Consider the following 19,074-nt stretch of genomic DNA (forward strand, 5'->3'; position numbering starts at 1 on the left):
AGTAAAAAGATTGAAAGTCGATAGAAACAACTTTCAATCTTTTAAATTTTATATAACTCAAGTCATCATAGTTCAGATCGGATACCTTGTGTTGCTTTGACTAGGTTTTCTAAACTAGCTTTGACTTCTGTGACACCACGTGTTTTAAGACCGCAGTCTGGATTAATCCAGAGTTTTTCTGCTGGCACTTTTGTGAGGATACGTCGAATCACGTCTTGAATTTCTTCAACAGAAGGGATACGTGGGCTGTGGATATCATAAACACCAGGACCATTTTGTGTTCTGAAACCATTGGCCTGAAGGGCGTCAAGGATAGATAAATCGCTACGGCTAGCCTCAAAAGAGATAACATCCGCATCCATGGCATCGATAGCTGGGATGATGTCGGTAAATTCTGAATAGCACATATGAGTGTGAATTTGCGTTCCAGGCGCGACTTTAGCATGAACGAGGCGGAAGGCTGGAATCGCCCAATCGAGATATTCGCTATTCCAATCGGTTTGGCGCAAAGGTAACTTTTCTCGAAGTGCCGCTTCATCTATTTGGATGATTTTGATGCCATTTTGCTCTAAATCAAGTACTTCTTCTTGAATCGCTAAGGCTATCTGCAAGGTTGAGGCTTTGAGTGAAATATCTTCTCGTGGAAATGACCAATTGAGAATGGTCACTGGACCTGTTAACATACCTTTGAGCGGTTTATCTGTCAAACTCTGAGCATAGACTGCATCTTCAACTGTAAGAGATTGAACGCGAGCAATGTCTCCCCAAACAATCGGCGGTTTCACACAACGGGTGCCGTAAGATTGAACCCAGGCATTTTTAGTAAAGACATATCCGTCAAGTTTTTCTCCGAAATATTCAACCATGTCATTGCGCTCAAACTCACCATGAACTAGAATATCAAAACCAACTTGCTCTTGCCATTTTATCCAGTCTTTAGTTTTTTCTTGATTAAAGGTATCGTATTCAGCTTTGGTAATCTCACCTCGTTTGAAATTTAAGCGATTTTTACGAACATCTGCTGTTTGTGGAAAAGAGCCAATTGTTGTCGTTGGTAATTTGGGCAATTCAAAAATGTCTTTTTGAACACGCTCACGAGTTGCAAAGGTTGGCGTTCTAGTGAAATCAGCATCTGTTAAGGCAGCTACTTTAGCTTGAACGACTTGATTGCCTTGGTATCGTTGCGCTGCGAATAAAACTTGATTAGCTGTTAAACTCTCCCCTTGACCATGGTTGAAAATATCATTTAGGTCTTTGAGCTCCACCAACTTTTCTTCTGCAAAGGCAAAATATCGTAAGATATCTTGAGGTAATTCGAGTTCAGCAGTAACGGTATAGGGGACATGCTGCAGACTACATGATGTGCCAATAATAAGTGACGCTTCAGGCAGTGTCTTTAAGATATCAAGCGTTTTCTGATAATCATTTCGCCAGATATTTTTACCATTCACAACTCCTGCGAATAGCTTTTTATCTGTCGGAAAGCCATGTGTCTCTATCAGTTCAGCTGTCTTTCGCCCTTCGACAAAATCAAGTCCAATGCCATCAACATCAAGTTGGATTAGGTCAGTATAAATATCACGCACATCACCAAAATAAGTTTGGAGCAAAATTTTGACCGTCTGTTTTTGAGGTAATAGGGCAGCATAAATGGCTTTAAACAAGCAAATGTCTTCAGTTGTGAGGTCAAAAACAAGCGCTGGCTCATCTAGTTGGAGCCAATCAACTTTTTCTGTCACAAGCAGCGATAAAATCTCAACATAAGCCCTAACCAACTCATCCTGCACATCAGAAATTTGCGTTTGACCTGTGAAACGAATCAATTTCAAAAGTGTAAAAGGCCCGATTAAAACTGGTTTTGTCGTAATACCAAGCGCTAGTGCTTCGCGATACTCAGACAATAATTTCGTCAAGTCAAGTTGAATTGTCGTCCCATCATCAAACTCAGGCACCATGTAATGGTAGTTGGTATTAAACCATTTTTTCATGGCTAACGCCTTAACATCCCCCGCCTCAGACTGGTGGCCGCGTGCTGCCGCAAAATATTTTTCTAGCGGCGAAACAGCCAAGTTCTGATAACGCTTTGGGACAATGTTGAGAGCAAATGCAGTATCTAGTGTTGTGTCATAAAAGGAAAAGTCATTGGATGCAATAAAATCGATACCCGCTGCTGCTTGTTTTTTCCAGTTGACTTTGCGTTGCTCGGCAGCTACTGCTTGCAAATCCGCTTCTGATAATTCTTGTCTAAAAAATTTCTCGGTCGCAAATTTCAATTCACGATGAGCGCCAATCCGTGGATAGCCAATAATTGATGTTGTCATAGAATTCCCCTTTAGGTTTTATTTTTAATATGACTCATTCTAACACCTCCTGATATAGTTGTAAAATATATAAAAACAGCTATTTGATATAGTTTTAAGTTATAACAAAAACCTCTAACTCAAGTTAGAGGTTTAATTGCACGTAAACGATTAATAATTTCAGCTATCCAGAATCCGATAACAATAGCCCCAGCAATGATAACCAGAAGTTCAAAATTTTGTCCAGCTACCTCACGATTGCCTACAACTAAATTCCTAACCACTTGATAAGCTTGGGCTCCTGGCACTAAAGGAAAAATCCCTGGAATGTTATAAATTAAGACTGGTACTTTTTGAGCACGACTCATACTTAAACTCATCACACCAATCATGGCACTTGCTAGCATGGTACCTAGCACAATCCGCCAATTCTTATCTAAAAGATTCTGAGTCAAAACAAACACCAACTCATAAATCAACCAAGCAGAGGCACCAACAATCCCCGCACGATTTAAAGTTCTTCTAGGAATATTGAGCATGATACCAAAAGCAAAAACACTGATATAAGCCAAAATAGTTTGACCGACCAGATTTAGAAAAATAACCACGACGATTTCTCCTTCCAATCAGTAGAAAAATGAGAGCAAAGCAATGCCTAAACCAACTGATGCTGCGGATAACAGCGCTTCAATAATCCGTCCTTGTCCTGAAATAAAATTACCAGCCATGATTTCTCGAACAGCATTAGTCAGTGCAACACCCGGAACAAAAGGCATGACAGCGCCCACAATCACAATATCTGGGTCAAATGGCGACTTAAAAAGATGTGAACTCACTAACATCATCAAAGAAATCAACACACTTGCAACAAATAAGGCAAAATATCGCATATTAAAGCGATTTCGAATCATCAAATAAATCGTATAAGCAAGACAACTCGTTATAGCAGTCAAAAAAAGATTAATTGGCGCCGCCGATTTTGTCAGCATAATCATTAAAGGCACTGACACGGATGTCGCACCTAAAATTTGCAGCCAAACTGGGAAAGTCGGAATGGTCTCATCAATTTTTTCAAGCCTTTCATGAAAATCTGCCAGCGTAAGTTGGTGCGCCGTAAATTTTCGAGTTAAATCATTGACCGCTACGATTTTTTCCATATCCATCGTCTGAGTTCTCGGCGGAATGGTCCGCATTTGTGTCAACCCTTGCGTTGGAAAACTGACTGTAATAGCATTCAAAAGCGCATAAACCTGCAACCTTTCAATACCAGCAGCTCGTCCAATCCGTAAAATCACATCTTCCACACGCGTAATTTCAGACCCATTAGCCATAAGAATTTCACCCGCTAAAAGACAGGCATCCATCAGAAGATGCGCTTCTGAAATATGTGGCGCCAAGGCCTCATCGTTTAATTTCGTCGTTACACTATCCATCATAAGCAGCTTATCCCCAGTAAAATTTTCAAGAAAAAGCACGTTGAACAACGTGCTCAAATCACGACTCAAAATGTCGTATTAGAATTGACAACGATTGGGTTCGATTCCCCTTTTGCTCATCAAGTATTGACTAATAAACAGCTTAAATCGCCAAATCAAATGTCAATTGTGGTTTAACAGGCTCGTAATCGACCAATTCAAAATCTTCAGGCTTGATATCAAAGAAATTCGTACCATCAGGAACATTCAGTTTGAGTATTGGATTTTTCTCAGAAGGTGTTCGTGATAATAATTCTTTGGCATTATCAAACTGATTATCATAAATATGCAAATTATTGACAAAGTAGAAAAACTTGCCGATTTTCCAGCCGAAATGTTTGGCAATCATCATCTGCAAAGCCACATATTGCATGGCATTGATATGGTGAGCAACTAACATGTCATTACTACGTTGTGTCAGCGTCGCATCTAAGAACATTTCATCACCAACACGACGAACATCAAACATAGTCATGAAAGCACATGGCAACAACCCTTCCGATGCCTCAAAGTCAGCATATTGCCACAAATTAATGATGTTACGACGATTCCAGGGATTTTTAGTCAAACCATCTAATAGTTTACCCATGATATTGTGTTTTTTAACCGTCGCGCCATAGCGCAATCCGATATTACCAGAATCCCCAACTTCCCACTCATTCCAGTACTTCACACCATATTTATCTTCGAGAACATCAAGATCACTTGTCTGCTCCTGATAAATCCAAAGTAGCTCTTTAATCGCTGACTTAATGGCAATCGGGCGCAACGTCGTAATCGGAAATTCACCCTTGCTAAAGTCATACTCAGCAAAAGCACCCGTGATATACTTAGAGTTTGCGGTTACGCCACTTTTATATTTAGGACGCGCGTTCTCACTCCAGACACCATTTTCTAAAATGTTGTTGATGTTATCAATAAAAATTTTATCTGCTTTTCTCATAGGCTTATTTTATCATTTCCTCATAATTTTTGCCAGTGACCGACCTCGGGCAAGATAGCTTGCGTCCAACATTTCTTTCGATTTTCACCATATACAAGGGTTAATCAGAAGAAAAATCATTTTTAAAAAACTAAGTTAAAACTCTGATAAATACTCGTAACGTTCATATTTGGCTAATAAATCAGCGTTTTTGTCATCTAGTCTTGCTTGTAATTCACCTAGTTTTGTGAAGTCTGCACCATTTTCAGCCATTTCGTCCTCGATGTTTGCGATATCGGCTTCTAACGTAGCAATGTCATCTTCAATGGTTGCCCACTCTTGTTTTTCAGCATATGACATCCGACGTTTCTCAAGATTTTTCTCTTTAACGACCGGCTTGGTTTCAGTCTTTGCGACAATTTTTTCGTCGTTTAGCTTATCAGCCAAATAATCTGAGTAAAGTTTGTGAACTTCGGTAACCGTTCCTTTATCAAATACCAGTAATTTTTTTGCAACTTTATCCAAGAAATAACGGTCATGGCTGACTGTGATAACAACGCCCTGATAATGCTGGATGAAATTTTCAAGGACTGTTAAAGTCGCAATATCGAGGTCATTTGTCGGCTCATCTAACAGCAAAACATTAGGCTGTTGAAGTAAGATTTTCAACAGATATAAGCGTTTTTTCTCACCACCTGATAATTTTTCAATCAAGGTACCATGTGTGGTGCGTGGAAAAAGAAATTGTTCCAGTAAATTGACCACTGAAATCGACTCGCCAGACGATGTTTGGGCATTATCTGCAACTTCTTGCAAGAAATTAATCACACGTTTAGATTCATCCAGTCCGCGAATTTGTTGAGAAAAATAGCCGATTTTAATCGTTTCACCAATCTCAACAAGACCTGAATCTGGAACTAAATCGCCACTGATGAGATTGAGCAAAGTAGACTTACCCGTTCCGTTATTACCAACGATACCGATTCTATCCGTATTTTGAACGAGCAGATTAAAATCTTTTAGGATCACCTTATCAGCATCGTAAGCAAAGTTAACATGATTGAAATTGATAACTTTTTTACCGATACGAGAAGTGGCGACATTGATTGATAAATCATCTGATGTTGTCACACTTTGAACATCTTTTTTGATGTCCTCAAAACGGTCAATCCTTGCCTGTTGCTTGGTTGCCCGAGCTTGTGGTGATTTGCGAATCCATGCAAGTTCTTGCTTGTAGAGTTGTTTATTCTTATGCTGTTGGGCTGATTCACGTTCATCATTTTCAGCTTTTTGCTGCAAATAATCCTGATAATTGCCTTGGTACTCAATCAAATTGCCATTATCTAACTCAAAAATACGGGTTGCAAGATTGTCCAAGAAATACCGGTCATGTGTAATAAATAAAACAGACTGTCGCGAATTTTTAAGATAATTTTCCAACCAAGCAATTGTATCAACATCCAAATGGTTTGTTGGTTCATCTAATAACAACAAGTCTGCCGGATTTAGCAAGGCTTGTGCTAATTGAACACGACGTTTTTGACCGCCAGATAGATTTTTTATCTGTGCTGTCAAATCTGGTAATTTTAATTTTGATAGAACTGTTTTGACCTGGTTTTCAACCTCCCAAACCTCTATCGCAGTCATCTGTGCTTCAACTTTGCTGAGATTTTCTTGTAATTTGACGTTCATCGCATCTTGCGTCAACTCAATTAAAGCTTGTTCATAGCGTTTTATAGCTTGCATTTGTGGTAACTCATCGGATAAAATCGCATCCATAATAGAAAGGTTACCGTCAAACTGTGGGTCTTGTGTCAAATATTCGATTTTAAAATCATTACGGCCAAAAAACGGTGAATTATCACCGTCAAAGCCCAACTTTCCTGAAATCACATCCAGTAATGTTGTTTTACCTGTGCCATTCACGCCAATTAGGCCAATCCTATCTAAAGGATGAATGATAAAATTAAGCTGTGAAAAAACGGTTTTATCGCCAACAGATTTAGTTAGATTTTCGACACGAAAATCAGTCATTGTCGCCATGATTACTCCTTCTGGGATTTCACTTTGTGAAATCTTGAAACTTAACCTACACTTATGCGTCGTCCAAGTGGGGTCATTGCGAAATTAAAGTTCGCGTAAAGTCTTTTTTACATAATTAAAAATATGTTGTGGTGTATTTTGTAAGTGTCCTTTGACTATTTCAAGCTCGATTTGGTGGAACAGTTGACCAATTTGTGGCCCTGGTTGGATACCAAATTCTGTCATGATTTGACCTGCTGATACTGCAATTTCTTTCTTATTTCTGATTTGCAATTGCGCATCAAGTGCTGAGATTTGCTCAAAATTCGTCTCTAAATTTTGCGCAGCAAACATTTCTTCGACTAAAGTCAGACTTGATTTTCCAAGATTGTAAAGGTCCTCGGATGAAAAATCACCTTTCAGGCGCTTGTCATAGGCCGTCAAAAATTTTGATACAGCGGTGGAGAATTCTCGCGAGACTTTCCATTTTTTGAGTAGAAATTTCCCATCAGAATAGCCGAGTTGGTGAGCAAGGTAGCCCCAAGCTTGGACTGCAGTTGTAAATTTAAAATCTGAAGGAAGTGCTAATAGGTGAGTTAAGGCAGTTTTATCCGAAAATCCTGGTAAATAGGGATAGGCTTCTATGGCTAATAGTTCACGAAATCCTTTTTGCCAGAAATCTGCGGTTAATAATTTATCGAGTTCAATGAAAATGCGCTCAATTGATATTTTTGACAAGAGGTGGGCATGGTCTTTCATTGATGCAAAAGTTGTACTTTCTAAGTCGAAATTCAAAATAGCCGCAAATCTCAACCCACGCATAATTCGCAAAGCATCTTCGTTAAAACGTTCGGTCGGGTTACCGACTGCACGAAGGATTCGTGCTTCTAAGTCTGCCAAGCCACCATGTAGGTCAATCACTTCACCATCATCTGCTAGTGCAAAAGCGTTGATAGTGAAATCTCGACGTAATAAATCCTCTGAAAGTTTACGAACAAAATTAACATGAGAGGGTCTGCGATAATCTACATACACATCTTCTGTCCGAAAAGTCGTGACTTCATACTCGCCACCTTCCTCCAGGACTAATACTGTCCCGTGCTCAATACCAATATCAATCGTGTGTTCAAAAATTTGCTTGGTTTCTGCAGGATAAGCCGAGGTTGCAATGTCAACATCGTGAATGTGACGACTCAGTAAAACATCTCGCACACTGCCCCCAACAAAGTAAGCCTCATAGCCAGAATTTCTGATTTTTTGCAAAATCGGCAGAGCTTTTACAAACTCCGCCGGCATTTTTTCTACTCTCATAAAAGATGTTCTAATCCATATACTAATGTGTCAATATTGACAACCTTCTTAATTCCCAAGTTAACGCCACCCATAAATGAAACGCGATCATAGGAATCATGACGTAAGGTCAAGCCTTCTCCCTTGGCGCCAAAAATAACTTCTTGGTGCGCCACAAGGCCTGGCAAGCGAACAGAGTGAATGCGCATGCCATCAAATTCTGCACCACGTGCACCTGGTATACTCTCAACTTCATCAGCTGCCCCTTGTTTCTTATAAGTTCGGGTCTCTTTGATCAGTTCTGCTGTTTTAATAGCTGTGCCTGACGGCGCATCTTTTTTATTATCATGGTGTAACTCGATAATTTCAACATCTGGGAAATATTGCGCTGCTTTTTTAGCAAATTCCATGACTAAAATTGCGCCAATCGCAAAGTTAGGGGCGATTAAACCACCGACTTTTTTTGATTTTGATAGTGCAATTAATTCTGTAATTTGTGCTTCTGTAAATCCTGTTGTGCCAACAACTGGGCAAATCTTGTTTTCTAGCGCAAATTTTGTATTATCGTAAGCCACGTCAGGGATAGTAAAATCCACCCACACATCCGTAGCAACACTCAATACATCTGCCTTATCGTTAAAAACAGGGACACCTGCCACTTCTTTTTCAGTAGCAAATGGATCAAGTAGAGCTGCTAATTCAAGTTTAGGATCATTGTTGACCATCTCAACTGCGGTTGACCCCATGCGACCTTTAAAACCAGAAATAATTACTTTAATCATTTATTTTAATTTCGGACTAATACCAAATCCGAGTGCTCCTTCCCCTAAGTGCGTCCCAATAACAGCGCCGAATGTCGCAATAGAAACATCAAACCCTTTACTAGTCAATTCCTCTGCAACTTCGTGTGCTTTTTCAGGTATATTTGAATGAATCACGTAAACTTTATAGTCTCTATCTTTGGTATTTTCAGCCAAGATTTTATAGAGGCGTTTAAAGGCTTTCTTACTTGTCCTAATTTTCTCATAGACAACGATTTTACCTTCTTCGTCAAAACGTAAAATTGGTTTGATATTCAAGAGATTGCCAATCATGGCAGCGCCATTTGACAATCGACCACCCTTAACCAAATGATCTAAATCATCTACAATAATAAATGCTGTTGTTTGATAAATAATTTCAGTTAATTCATTAGTGATAAAATCAAATGGTGCGTTGGTTTTAATCATGTTATAAGACATTTCGACCATATAGCCTAATGGTGCTGACGTGATTAAAGTATCCGGGAAAAATAATGTCAAATCTGGAAACTCATCTTTTAGATATTGAATATTTTGCCAAAATCCTGAAATACCTGACGATAAAAAGAGACCAATGACGTGTGTATAGCCGTCAGCCTGTAATTTTTCAAGTTGTAAAACCAAATCACTGATGTTAGGCTGACTTGTTTTAGGTAGTGTTTCTGTTGCTGCCATCTTGTCATAAAAGGCTTGGACAGTCAAATTCTTGCCTTCAATGTAAGTCTCACCAGCGATAAAAACAGGGACATCCAACACGAAAACGTTGGCTTTTTCCTTAATCTCATCACTTAGATAAGCTGAGCTATCTGTAATAATTGCGGTTTTCATATGACCTCAAAATTCCAAACTAATGCCTGGTTCGTCCAAGGCAATTTCTGTTACCTCATAAGTTAAGCGTTTGAGCAAATCAAATAAAGGAGATGCTAATTCTTGCATCTTTTCTTGATCTAATTGCTCTCTATTTTCGATCACTAAATCACGAATATAACTGAGTTGACTGATATGACCTGAAATTACTAAGTTCTCAAGGACGATAATAAATGTCAACGCACCACTAATCGCTGTATCAGATTCGCTAATCCCCTCAACATTCTCCACTAATTGAAACTGAACATTTAAGTTCGTTTCAGGCGTACCATTCTCTTTTTCCCACTCTAAGTTTCTTGCATCATAGTGAAACTGGTGGACAAATTCTTTTTCGCGTTCAATATTCATTTTTAAATTCCTTACTTTCTACGATTTCATTTCATGAAATCTTGAAACTTGACCTACGCTATTGCTCCAGCCAAGCAGAGTCATTCGCGAACTACTGTCCGCTCAAAGTCTTTCTACGATTCCATTTCATGAAATCTTGAAACTTGATCTCTGCCTGCACTTTAAACAACCGGGTCATTGGTCAATCATGGTCTGCCATGTTTGGATTAATACATCTGCTTTGATTACATTATCCAGAAAAATACCTGCCTCATCAAATAGAATTGTTTTGACACCGGCATTTTGACCCGCCAATATATCCAAAGGTCGATCGCCAACCATGCCTGTTTGGCTCGGTTCTAGCTCATACTTATCTAACAAATATGTCAAGGCCTCTGGGTCAGGTTTTCTTGCAAAGTGATTATCACCTGTAATAATTTCCGTAAACAAGGGTGCCAACTCGCCTAAATAAGCATAAGTTTTATCATCTCGATGACTGACAACAAAATTTTGCCCACCTTTATTGACAATATCAGCTAAAATAGTCGGTATTTGCGGATAAAATTTAACATCTGTCTGGAGTTTGGTTTCGAGAGCATGATAATCGTTGATAAATTCTGGTGTCGCATAGTCTAAAGCAAATTTGCGGATTGAATACTTTTTGATAAAGTAAGCCAAATACCCATCATACTGAATGCCATGTTTGGCAATAGTTTGCTGTAGGGCATCTAACATGACAGGATAGGTATCAAACAAGGTTCCATCAAAATCCCAAATATAATTTTTAATCTCCATCTATTGTACCACAGACTCGTCTTCTAACCCTTTTAGAATCTCTGTCTCTTCAGCGTTTAGATCGTATTTATCAAGCAAATCCGGCCGTAGACGTAAGGTTTTCGCTAGGCTTTCGCGCAGGCGCCATTTTCGGATGTTTTCGTGATGACCACTCATAAGCACTTCTGGTACTTTGAGGCCTCGAAAATCCTCAGGACGAGTGTACTGCGGATATTCGAGGAGACCTGATGAAAAGCTGTCGTCTTCGTGGCTGGATTTTTTGCCAAGGACGTCTGGAATTAAGCGAACGGTGGCATCAATCATGACAGCTGCAGCAACTTCGCCCCCTGTCAAGACATAATCACCTAGGGAAACTTCGTCGGTTACCAAGGTTTTTATCCGCTCGTCAAAGCCTTCATAGTGACCACAAAGAAAAACGATTTGCTCTTCTGTCGCCAATTCTTCCGCAAAAGCTTGGTCAAATTTGCGACCGGCAGGATCCATCATGAGAACACGAGCATTGTCGTGTGGAAATGACGCCATAGTGTCAAAAATCGGTTGTGGCATGAGGAGCATGCCTTGACCACCACCATAAGGCATATCATCAACATGTTTTTGCGTGTTAGTTGCGAAATCTCTAAAATTATGGAAGTTAACTTCGATTTTTTCTGATTTTCGTGCACGACCGACAATCGAATGCTCCAGACTAGAAAACATCTCTGGAAAGAGCGTTAAAATATCAATCCGCATCCTAGTCATCCAATCCTTCTGGTATCTCAACAGTGACTTGGTTTCCAGCAATATCGACAGATAAAATCACGTCGTCAATAAACGGTAAAAGTAAATCTTTTTTACCTTGACGCTTGATGACCCAAACGTCATTTGCTCCTGGCTGTAGAATTTCAACCACGGTTCCGATTTTCGTCTCATTTTCAAAGACATCTAAACCAATAATATCATCATAGTAAAACTCATCGTCGCTCTCTAACGCTGCACGATTTTCAGCTGCAACTTTGAGTGAAAAATCACGAAATTTTTCAACATCGTTGATACTATAAAGACCGTCAAATTTGACAATATCAAAATTCTTTTGTTTACGGTGTGTTTTGACTTTTAAGGTTCTGACGAACTTGTCATCCTTGTCAAACAAGGCCAATTCGGCATTCTTTTGATAACGTTCTTCAGAGAAATCCGTTACCGAAATAATGCGCACTTCACCTTGTAAACCTTGTGTGTTAACAATCGTTCCTACTTTGTAATAATCCATTCTTATATTATACCACAGACCACCTATCAGTCCAAGACTCGAGCGTCTAAAAACAACCTCAGTTCATTAAAAAAAGCGCTGAAATCAGCGCTCAGATTGAAGACAAAAGCACAATTCCTAAGCGAATTGTGCTTTTTGATAGTTCATAACCTTAAATATCATCTGAAAATGGGAAATAAACGCCCTCCCTCTATCTCGATTAGCCATGATTTTCGCCATTTTCTTCATGTTCAGGCACGCAAAAGTAAGACCAAGTTTCATATGCATCTTATCTCGCCCATTTTCATGTGTATATCTGAGATTGTGGTGCTCTTTGGCAGTCCCAAATAATCGTTCAATCGTTTCTTTTCGTCGATTATATGTTACTTTACCCCAAGTTGTTAATCGATTCTGCTCAATCTTATCCAGATAAAGCTGCCAAATATGTCTGAATACAGTCTTTTGCTTGGTTTGTGAAAGCGTACATTGTGTCAAAAGCGGACAAGTGATGCAGTTTGTTTTAGTCGTACGATATTCCTGATAACCATCACGTCTGGTCGTTTTATAAATCAATTGCTTACCATTTGGACAGATATATGTATTGCTTAAATAGTCGTAACTATAATCTTGTTTGCGGAAAAGTCCCTTTTTCCCACGTGGTCGTGTGTAAGGGAACAATCCCGTTCGACCATCATCTATCAATTTTTTAGCGATGGCAGGTGTTTTATAGCCTGCATCTGTGACAACTGTATCAATTTCTGGAAATTTTTGAATCAGTTTAGCGTACAAATCAAAGAATGTCCGACTGTCATGGAGGTTACCACGATCTGCTGTATAACCTAGTACCCAACCGTTAGGATCACAAGCAACTTGGGCCGAATAAGCAAAAACTTCTTTGTGTTCCCCTTTATGAAACCAGCCACTATCAGAATCTGTCGTTGACACTTTATTATTTTTGACGATTTTTTCTTCTGACTTTTTGAAGGGCTTTTTTTCAACTTTCGCCCGCACCTCATCAATTTCTTTCTCTAAACTTTCTTGATAGATCAAAGCTTCAACCGCAACTTCTTGATTAACAAATTTATTGCGGTTGGCATGTGCTTTGATATGTGTCCCGTCAAGATAAATTAGTTTCGGTTCAACTAATTTAGCCGCAAAAGCTTGATCCAAAATGTGATAGAAAATCTGTTCAAATAAGTCAGTGTCTTTGAAACGTCGGCTATAATTTTTACCAAAAGTTGTGAAATGTGGCACGTCATCTTGAAAATCAAGCCCAAGAAACCAACGATAAGCCATATTGACTTCAATTTCTTTAATTGTTTGGCGCATACTTTGGATACCAAAGAGGTATTGGATAATCGGAATTTTAATCAACATAACAGGATCAAGGCTTGGTCTGCCATGTTAAAGGCTGTATTTATCCACAACTAAATCATAAATAAAGTCAAAATCAACATATTGATCAATATGCCGTAAAAGATGGTCTTGGGGCACCAGATCTTCAAGAGAATAGAAGCCCATTTGACCACGGCCAATCATTGTTTGTTTATGAAACATGCCTAAAACCTCCCTAATCACTGACTTGATACCTTTATTTTACAAAGAAAAAAGACAAACTTCAAATATTATTGGAGTTTGTCTTCAGTCTGAGCGCTGAAATCAGCGCTTAATTATTTTTCGACGAGTAGACGAATTTTTTTACCCTCAACAGGTACAGAATAAACAATCGTTCTGATAGCTTGAATAATCCTACCTTGCTTACCGATAATTCGTCCCATATCTTGTTCTGCGACATGGAGGTGGAATTCGATAAACTCTTCGCCGTCTACGACGTCAATACGAACAAGGTCAGGTTCAGTAGTCAATGGCTTAACAATCGTCAATACCAACTCTTGTACATCTAAATCCATAATAGTCTCTTTCGTTTAGTCAAAGTTGACACTCAAAAGTAGCTAAGCTACTAAAAGTTAAACTTATCAAAAAAGCGACCAAAAATAGTCGCTTCTCACAAATATAATACTTGCTTATTTTGAAGCGTATTTTGCTTCGTGGAATTTTTTCATAACGCCAGCTTTTGACAAGATGTTTTTAACAGTGTCAGAAGGTTGTGCGCCATTTCCAAGCCACTCAAGAATGCGTTCTTCTTTTAAAGTTACTTGATTTTCATCAGCGATCAGTGGGTTATATGTCCCAACTGTTTCGATGAAACGACCATCACGTGGTGCACGTGAATCAGCAACGTTAATACGGTAGTAAGGTTTTTTCTTTGAACCCATGCGAGTCAAACGAATTTTTACAGACATGATATTTCTCTTTTCTTTTTTGTTTACATTTATTATTATATCAGATTTTTTTGTGGTGTCAAGTTTTTTTCTTGACAGATATTAATTCGAATTTTTCAATTTTGAAATGCCTGGAATTGTCAACATAATTACCAAACTAAAAATGTAGATAAAAGACAAGAAAACAACAACAATCATCAAAGAATATTTATCTAGCAAGAAACCGATAATTACTGATGAAAAGCCACCAACAGCTCGACCAATATTCATAATAAAGTTATTAGCCGTCGCACGAATTTCTGTTGGATACAAGCTAGAGATAATAGCACCATACCCAGCATACATCCCATTGATAAAATATCCGACAACAACTGCTGCTGCAATCAAAGTCATTTTACTATTGGCAAGTATTAAAAGATAGACCGATGCTGCAGAACAGATAAGAAAAATAGTGTAAGAAAATCTAGAACCAAGTTTGTCCATGATTGTTCCAAAGGTCATCATCCCAACAGACATCCCCAGAATGGTACTAACCATCCATAAAGAAGATCCCGTTACATTAAGGTTAAGTTGATCTTGCATAATCTTTGGTAGCCAGTTCATGAGACCAAAATAGCCAGCAATTTGAACCATGACCATCAAACTGAGACCAATCGTTTGCCATGACGTTTTACCATCCTTAAATAACAAACCAAGATGACCACGATCAGCACGATCTGTTGCTTGAAAACTTTCAGGTTCTTTGATATCTTTTCGAATCCATAAAACCATCAAGACTGGAAATAACCCAATCACATAAAGCATTTTCCAACCAAAAGCTGGAATGATTAATGACGCTAAAACAGCTGCTAAAATCGCACCGATTTGCCCACCAATCGCAACAATTGATGTTGCCTTACCCAATTTCTCTTTAGGTGTTGATTCTGATACCAAGGACATACAAGCACCATATTCACCACCCGCACCAACTCCTGCAATAAATCTAAAGAGGTAAACAAGATAGATATTTGAGGCGAAAAACATTAAAGCAGATGCTACTGAAAAAATAATAACGGTGTAAGAAAAAACTTTAACACGACCAATTTTATCGGCCAACATACCAAAAATAATGCCACCTAAAAGCATACCAAAATTGGTAATCGTGCCAATCCATCCTGCTTGCGTACCGGAGATACCGAAAGTCGCAATAATTGATGCCATTGAAAATGACAAAAACATGATATCCATGTTTTCTAAGCCAATCCCTGCCGCAGCAGAAATTAAAACTTTTCTTTGTGAGTTCGAGTTGTCCATTTTGTTTTGCTACTCCCCTTGTAAGTAAGATAGTGAGCCGCCTTTTTTGATACCATTGAAAATAAAGATTTACCCTAAAGCGAAAAAATAGCTATTCTCCTAGTCACAAAAAGCCGAAACTCAGTTATTTAATTGCTAATAAAAATGAAATAAACTGATAATCAGTTAAAAATACATCGTATAATTTTAACATGATGCTTGCTTTTTTTCAACATAAAAATTGCAGAAAATAGTTTTTTGACTAAAATGATAGAAAATAAAATCAAAAGATATAAAAACACAATTCTATTTTCAGAATTGCTCAACTCTTGATATCAAGTTTTACAATCTCTCTTGAATTAGCAAATCAAGGTTCTACTATCTTCCTTCTTCGAACTTTTTCGGAGAATCTCATACTTTTTATAACATAAGTTATTTTTATTTTTATTATACTACCAAGCCATTCCCAACATCTTATGACAATGAGCTGCATAGGTCAATAATCTGTTAACTTACTACGCCACGCACAACATAAAAAAACTAGACTTGAACGTCTAGCTTCATCTTTTAAAGTTGTTTTAAATACTATCGCCATTCCAAATTGAATTTTTAACGATAACGTAATCTACTTTGGTCAGACTTTCGAGGTCGCGACCACCTGCGTAAGAAATTGAGCTTTGTAGGTCTTGTTGCATTTCAGTCAGGGTATCTTGAAGGGCTCCTTTATGAGGTACAAGAATTTTCTTACCTTCAACGTTCTTCTTTTCACCTTTTTGGTACTCAGAGGCAGAACCAAAATATTCTTTGAAAAGTTCGCCGTCTTTAGTAATGGTTTGACCTGGACTTTCTTCGTGTCCGGCAAAAAGCGAGCCAATCATGACAAAACTCGCACCAAAACGAATTGATTTGGCGATGTCCCCGTGTGTTCGAATGCCACCGTCAGCAATAATCGGTTTACGTGCAGCCTTAGCACACCAACGTAGAGCTGCTAGTTGCCAACCGCCTGTACCAAAACCAGTTTTAACTTTGGTAATGCAGACTTTCCCTGGTCCAATCCCAACTTTTGTTGCATCTGCTCCAGCATTTTCAAGCTCACGAACTGCTTCAGGCGTACCAACATTGCCTGCAATGACAAAGGTTTCTGGAATCACTTCTTTGATATACTGAATCATACGAATGACGCTATCAGAATGACCATGTGCAATATCAATTGTGATGAATTCTGGCACAGCATTTTCAGCTTTTAAGGCATCGATAAAAGCATACTCATAATCCTTAACACCGACTGAAATTGAGGCAATCAAGTCTTGTGCTTGCATTTTTTTCACAAAAGGAATACGGGCAGCTTCATCAAAACGATGCATGACATAAAAATAACCATTTTTTGCAAGATATTCAGCGACATCTTCATCAATAATCGTCTGCATATTAGCAGGAACGACTGGCATTTTAAAAGTATGCTCACCTAGTTTGACTGATGTGTCAGCCTCACTACGGCTATTGATGATACACTTGTTAGGCACAAGTTGGATGTCCTCATAGTCAAAAACAGGTAAATTATTCATATTATACTCTCCAAATATTAGTCTACTCAGCTGATTTTTTTCTTCTGAGTTAGCTTATTTGCAGATACCGACCGAGCTTAACAGATTGACTGTTCAACTTCGCTATTGTGACAGAAGATATTGGGGAATCACTTTGACTCAATGTCATTTGTTTTTTCCAAACATTTTTCTCTGCTCGTCACAACTTCCATTATTAATTATAAAACACTTTGAAAGAGACTTTCAAAGTGTTTGTGTCATTTAGAAAATATTCTGTTGAAATGTTCGGATTTTATAACATCGGACCGATAAGTCTAGCAATGCCTTCTTTAAATCTAATGAATAGTGACCGTTCTTCGTAACGCTCTATTGTCAGCTGTTGGCTAACTTTCAAGTCTTCAAAAAAGTCATGACGTAGACGTTGTGAGAACTCACGATCATAGATAATCATATTGCCTTCGAAATCTAAACTAAAACTACGATAATCAAAGTTAGCAGAGCCTACAGACGCAAAGTTGCCATCAATAATAATCGTCTTAGCATGCACAAAACCATTTTCATAGGTGTAAACTTCAGCACCATAACGCACTAGACTTGCACTATAATAGTAAGTCGCCCAATAAACAAAAGGATGATCGGGTTTGTTCGGAATCATCAATCTAACTCTGACGCCGCTTAAAAGGGCGAGTTTCAGTGCTTCATGAATGGAATCATCAGGAATATAGTAAGGTGTTTGGATTATAATTTCATCTTCTGCCCCATTAATCATCTTCAGATATGCCATTTTAATTTGCTCACGTTTGGTGTCTGGACCACTTGATACAAATTGTGATGTGATGTGACCTGATGCATCCGTTTTTGGAAAATAGGCTGAAGAATCATTAATTTCATGTTGGTGTTGGCTATTCCAGTCCATGATAAAGCGATTCTGTAAAGAATAAACAATATCACCTCTCACGCGCAAATGGTTATCACGCCAGTAGCCAAATTTTTTGGTGATGCTGACATACTCATCTCCGACATTAAAGCCACCAGTATAACCAATTTGACCATCAATAACGACAATTTTACGGTGCAACCGATAGTTGGTCCGTGGGTTAATCATTGGCAGAATGAGCGGAAAGAAATAAACAACTTCCCCACCTACTGCTGTCAACTCTTTAAAATGGCGCATTTTCGTGCCGTTTGAGCCCCATGCATCAATCAGAACCCGAACTTCTACACCACGGTTTCTCGCTGCGATGAGTGCTTGTGTTAATTCCTTGCCTAAATTATCCATACGAAAAATATAGTATTCGACATGGACATGGTGCTGAGCTTTTTCAATGTCAGCAATCAAGGCATCGAATTTTTCACGGCCATCAGTAAAAAGCTGCACATCTGTATTCATAGAGACAATCGATTCTTCTGAAATAAACAGCATATGTAACAATTGACCTATGACATAATTATCTGTTATTTTAGTTAAAAAACGATCTTTCGAATAGGCTGCTTTCGCCTGTTTAATTTCCTCTTCAAAGCCATGTCTCGATTGCTTTTCCAACTTAAAAATCCGGAAACTTGAAATGCCTCGGCCGATTAAGATATACAAAATAAAGCCAAAAATCGGTAACAAGTTGACAACAAAAAGCCAAGACCAAGTAGATGACGTACTTTTTCTTTCACGAAAAATAATAATTAATGAGAGGAGGATATTAGTAAAGAACACAATTGTACTAAAATGTGTTCTGATAACCGAAAAGGTCGTTTCTAAAATAGCATTCATACTTTTATTTTAACATAATTTTTGACAAAAAAGAGCTTGAGTTTTATTACAACTCATGTTAAGGGCACCTCTAATAACTACCAATTAATTCACCTCTAAATGAAATTAGAAAAAAACACAGAAAACTAAGCATAGTCTACTGTGTTTTTCTTTATGTTACAGACGCCACTTGACTGTTTATTCTTATT

General features: G+C 38.4%; 17 protein-coding genes and 1 pseudogene. All 18 read right to left on the reverse strand.

Going from position 1 to position 19,074, the window contains the following annotated elements:
* Positions 1-65 precede the first annotated feature (65 nt).
* The 18 genes and pseudogenes from metE to cls all read right to left on the reverse strand — a co-directional run bounded on the left by metE (position 66) and on the right by cls (position 18,886).
* The gene (metE, locus tag HZR21_RS08055) at positions 66-2,321 is read right to left on the reverse strand and encodes a 5-methyltetrahydropteroyltriglutamate--homocysteine S-methyltransferase (RefSeq protein WP_180747210.1); all 2,256 of its coding nucleotides are present in this window, start codon (positions 2,319-2,321) and stop codon (positions 66-68) included.
* Between the two features lie 119 nt (positions 2,322-2,440).
* Positions 2,441-2,908 carry a threonine/serine exporter family protein gene (locus HZR21_RS08060; RefSeq protein ID WP_003137155.1) on the reverse strand — a complete coding sequence of 156 codons (468 nt, stop codon included), beginning with the start codon at positions 2,906-2,908 and terminating at the stop codon, positions 2,441-2,443.
* 18 nt (positions 2,909-2,926) lie between these two features.
* Positions 2,927-3,736 carry a threonine/serine exporter family protein gene (locus HZR21_RS08065; protein ID WP_180747211.1) on the reverse strand — a complete coding sequence of 270 codons (810 nt, stop codon included), beginning with the start codon at positions 3,734-3,736 and terminating at the stop codon, positions 2,927-2,929.
* Positions 3,737-3,878: 142 nt separating this feature from the next.
* The gene (locus tag HZR21_RS08070; RefSeq protein WP_180747212.1) at positions 3,879-4,718 is read right to left on the reverse strand and encodes a thymidylate synthase; all 840 of its coding nucleotides are present in this window, start codon (positions 4,716-4,718) and stop codon (positions 3,879-3,881) included.
* A 135-nt stretch (positions 4,719-4,853) separates the two neighbouring features.
* Positions 4,854-6,731, reverse strand: coding sequence for an ABC-F family ATP-binding cassette domain-containing protein (locus tag HZR21_RS08075; protein ID WP_180747222.1), 1,878 nt, complete (start codon positions 6,729-6,731; stop codon positions 4,854-4,856).
* 93 nt (positions 6,732-6,824) lie between these two features.
* Complete coding sequence (locus HZR21_RS08080; protein WP_180747213.1) at positions 6,825-8,030, reverse strand: CCA tRNA nucleotidyltransferase; 1,206 nt, start codon at positions 8,028-8,030, stop codon at positions 6,825-6,827.
* Entirely contained in the window at positions 8,027-8,791 is a 765-nt protein-coding gene (gene dapB / locus HZR21_RS08085; RefSeq protein ID WP_180747214.1) for a 4-hydroxy-tetrahydrodipicolinate reductase, read from the reverse strand. Before dapB ends, HZR21_RS08080 begins: the two co-directional genes overlap by 4 nt.
* The gene (locus HZR21_RS08090) at positions 8,792-9,637 is read right to left on the reverse strand and encodes a DegV family protein (protein WP_180747215.1); all 846 of its coding nucleotides are present in this window, start codon (positions 9,635-9,637) and stop codon (positions 8,792-8,794) included.
* 6 nt (positions 9,638-9,643) lie between these two features.
* Positions 9,644-10,024 carry a DUF1149 family protein gene (locus HZR21_RS08095; RefSeq protein ID WP_180747216.1) on the reverse strand — a complete coding sequence of 127 codons (381 nt, stop codon included), beginning with the start codon at positions 10,022-10,024 and terminating at the stop codon, positions 9,644-9,646.
* 174 nt (positions 10,025-10,198) lie between these two features.
* Positions 10,199-10,798, reverse strand: coding sequence for an HAD-IA family hydrolase (locus HZR21_RS08100; RefSeq protein ID WP_180747217.1), 600 nt, complete (start codon positions 10,796-10,798; stop codon positions 10,199-10,201).
* Entirely contained in the window at positions 10,799-11,527 is a 729-nt protein-coding gene (gene trmD, locus HZR21_RS08105; RefSeq protein WP_180747223.1) for a tRNA (guanosine(37)-N1)-methyltransferase TrmD, read from the reverse strand.
* A gap of 1 nt (position 11,528) precedes the next feature.
* Positions 11,529-12,044, reverse strand: a complete 516-nt coding sequence (gene rimM, locus HZR21_RS08110; protein WP_003137166.1) for a ribosome maturation factor RimM — start codon at positions 12,042-12,044, stop codon at positions 11,529-11,531.
* Between the two features lie 117 nt (positions 12,045-12,161).
* A pseudogene (locus HZR21_RS08115) lies at positions 12,162-13,580 on the reverse strand (IS1182 family transposase).
* A gap of 113 nt (positions 13,581-13,693) precedes the next feature.
* Positions 13,694-13,933 carry a KH domain-containing protein gene (locus HZR21_RS08120; protein WP_160439328.1) on the reverse strand — a complete coding sequence of 80 codons (240 nt, stop codon included), beginning with the start codon at positions 13,931-13,933 and terminating at the stop codon, positions 13,694-13,696.
* A gap of 114 nt (positions 13,934-14,047) precedes the next feature.
* On the reverse strand, positions 14,048-14,326 hold the full coding sequence (gene rpsP / locus HZR21_RS08125) for a 30S ribosomal protein S16 (protein WP_003137168.1): 279 nt from the start codon (positions 14,324-14,326) through the stop codon (positions 14,048-14,050).
* A gap of 81 nt (positions 14,327-14,407) precedes the next feature.
* Positions 14,408-15,598: an MFS transporter gene (locus HZR21_RS08130; protein ID WP_180747218.1), complete on the reverse strand. Its 1,191-nt coding sequence runs from the start codon at positions 15,596-15,598 to the stop codon at positions 14,408-14,410.
* 557 nt (positions 15,599-16,155) lie between these two features.
* On the reverse strand, positions 16,156-17,142 hold the full coding sequence (guaC, locus tag HZR21_RS08135) for a GMP reductase (protein ID WP_180747219.1): 987 nt from the start codon (positions 17,140-17,142) through the stop codon (positions 16,156-16,158).
* 271 nt (positions 17,143-17,413) lie between these two features.
* Positions 17,414-18,886 carry a cardiolipin synthase gene (cls, locus tag HZR21_RS08140; protein WP_180747220.1) on the reverse strand — a complete coding sequence of 491 codons (1,473 nt, stop codon included), beginning with the start codon at positions 18,884-18,886 and terminating at the stop codon, positions 17,414-17,416.
* Between the last annotated feature and the right edge of the window lie 188 nt (positions 18,887-19,074).

It is taken from the genome of Pseudolactococcus laudensis, assembly GCF_013449735.1.
Taxonomy (GTDB): Bacteria; Bacillota; Bacilli; order Lactobacillales; family Streptococcaceae; genus Pseudolactococcus; species Pseudolactococcus laudensis.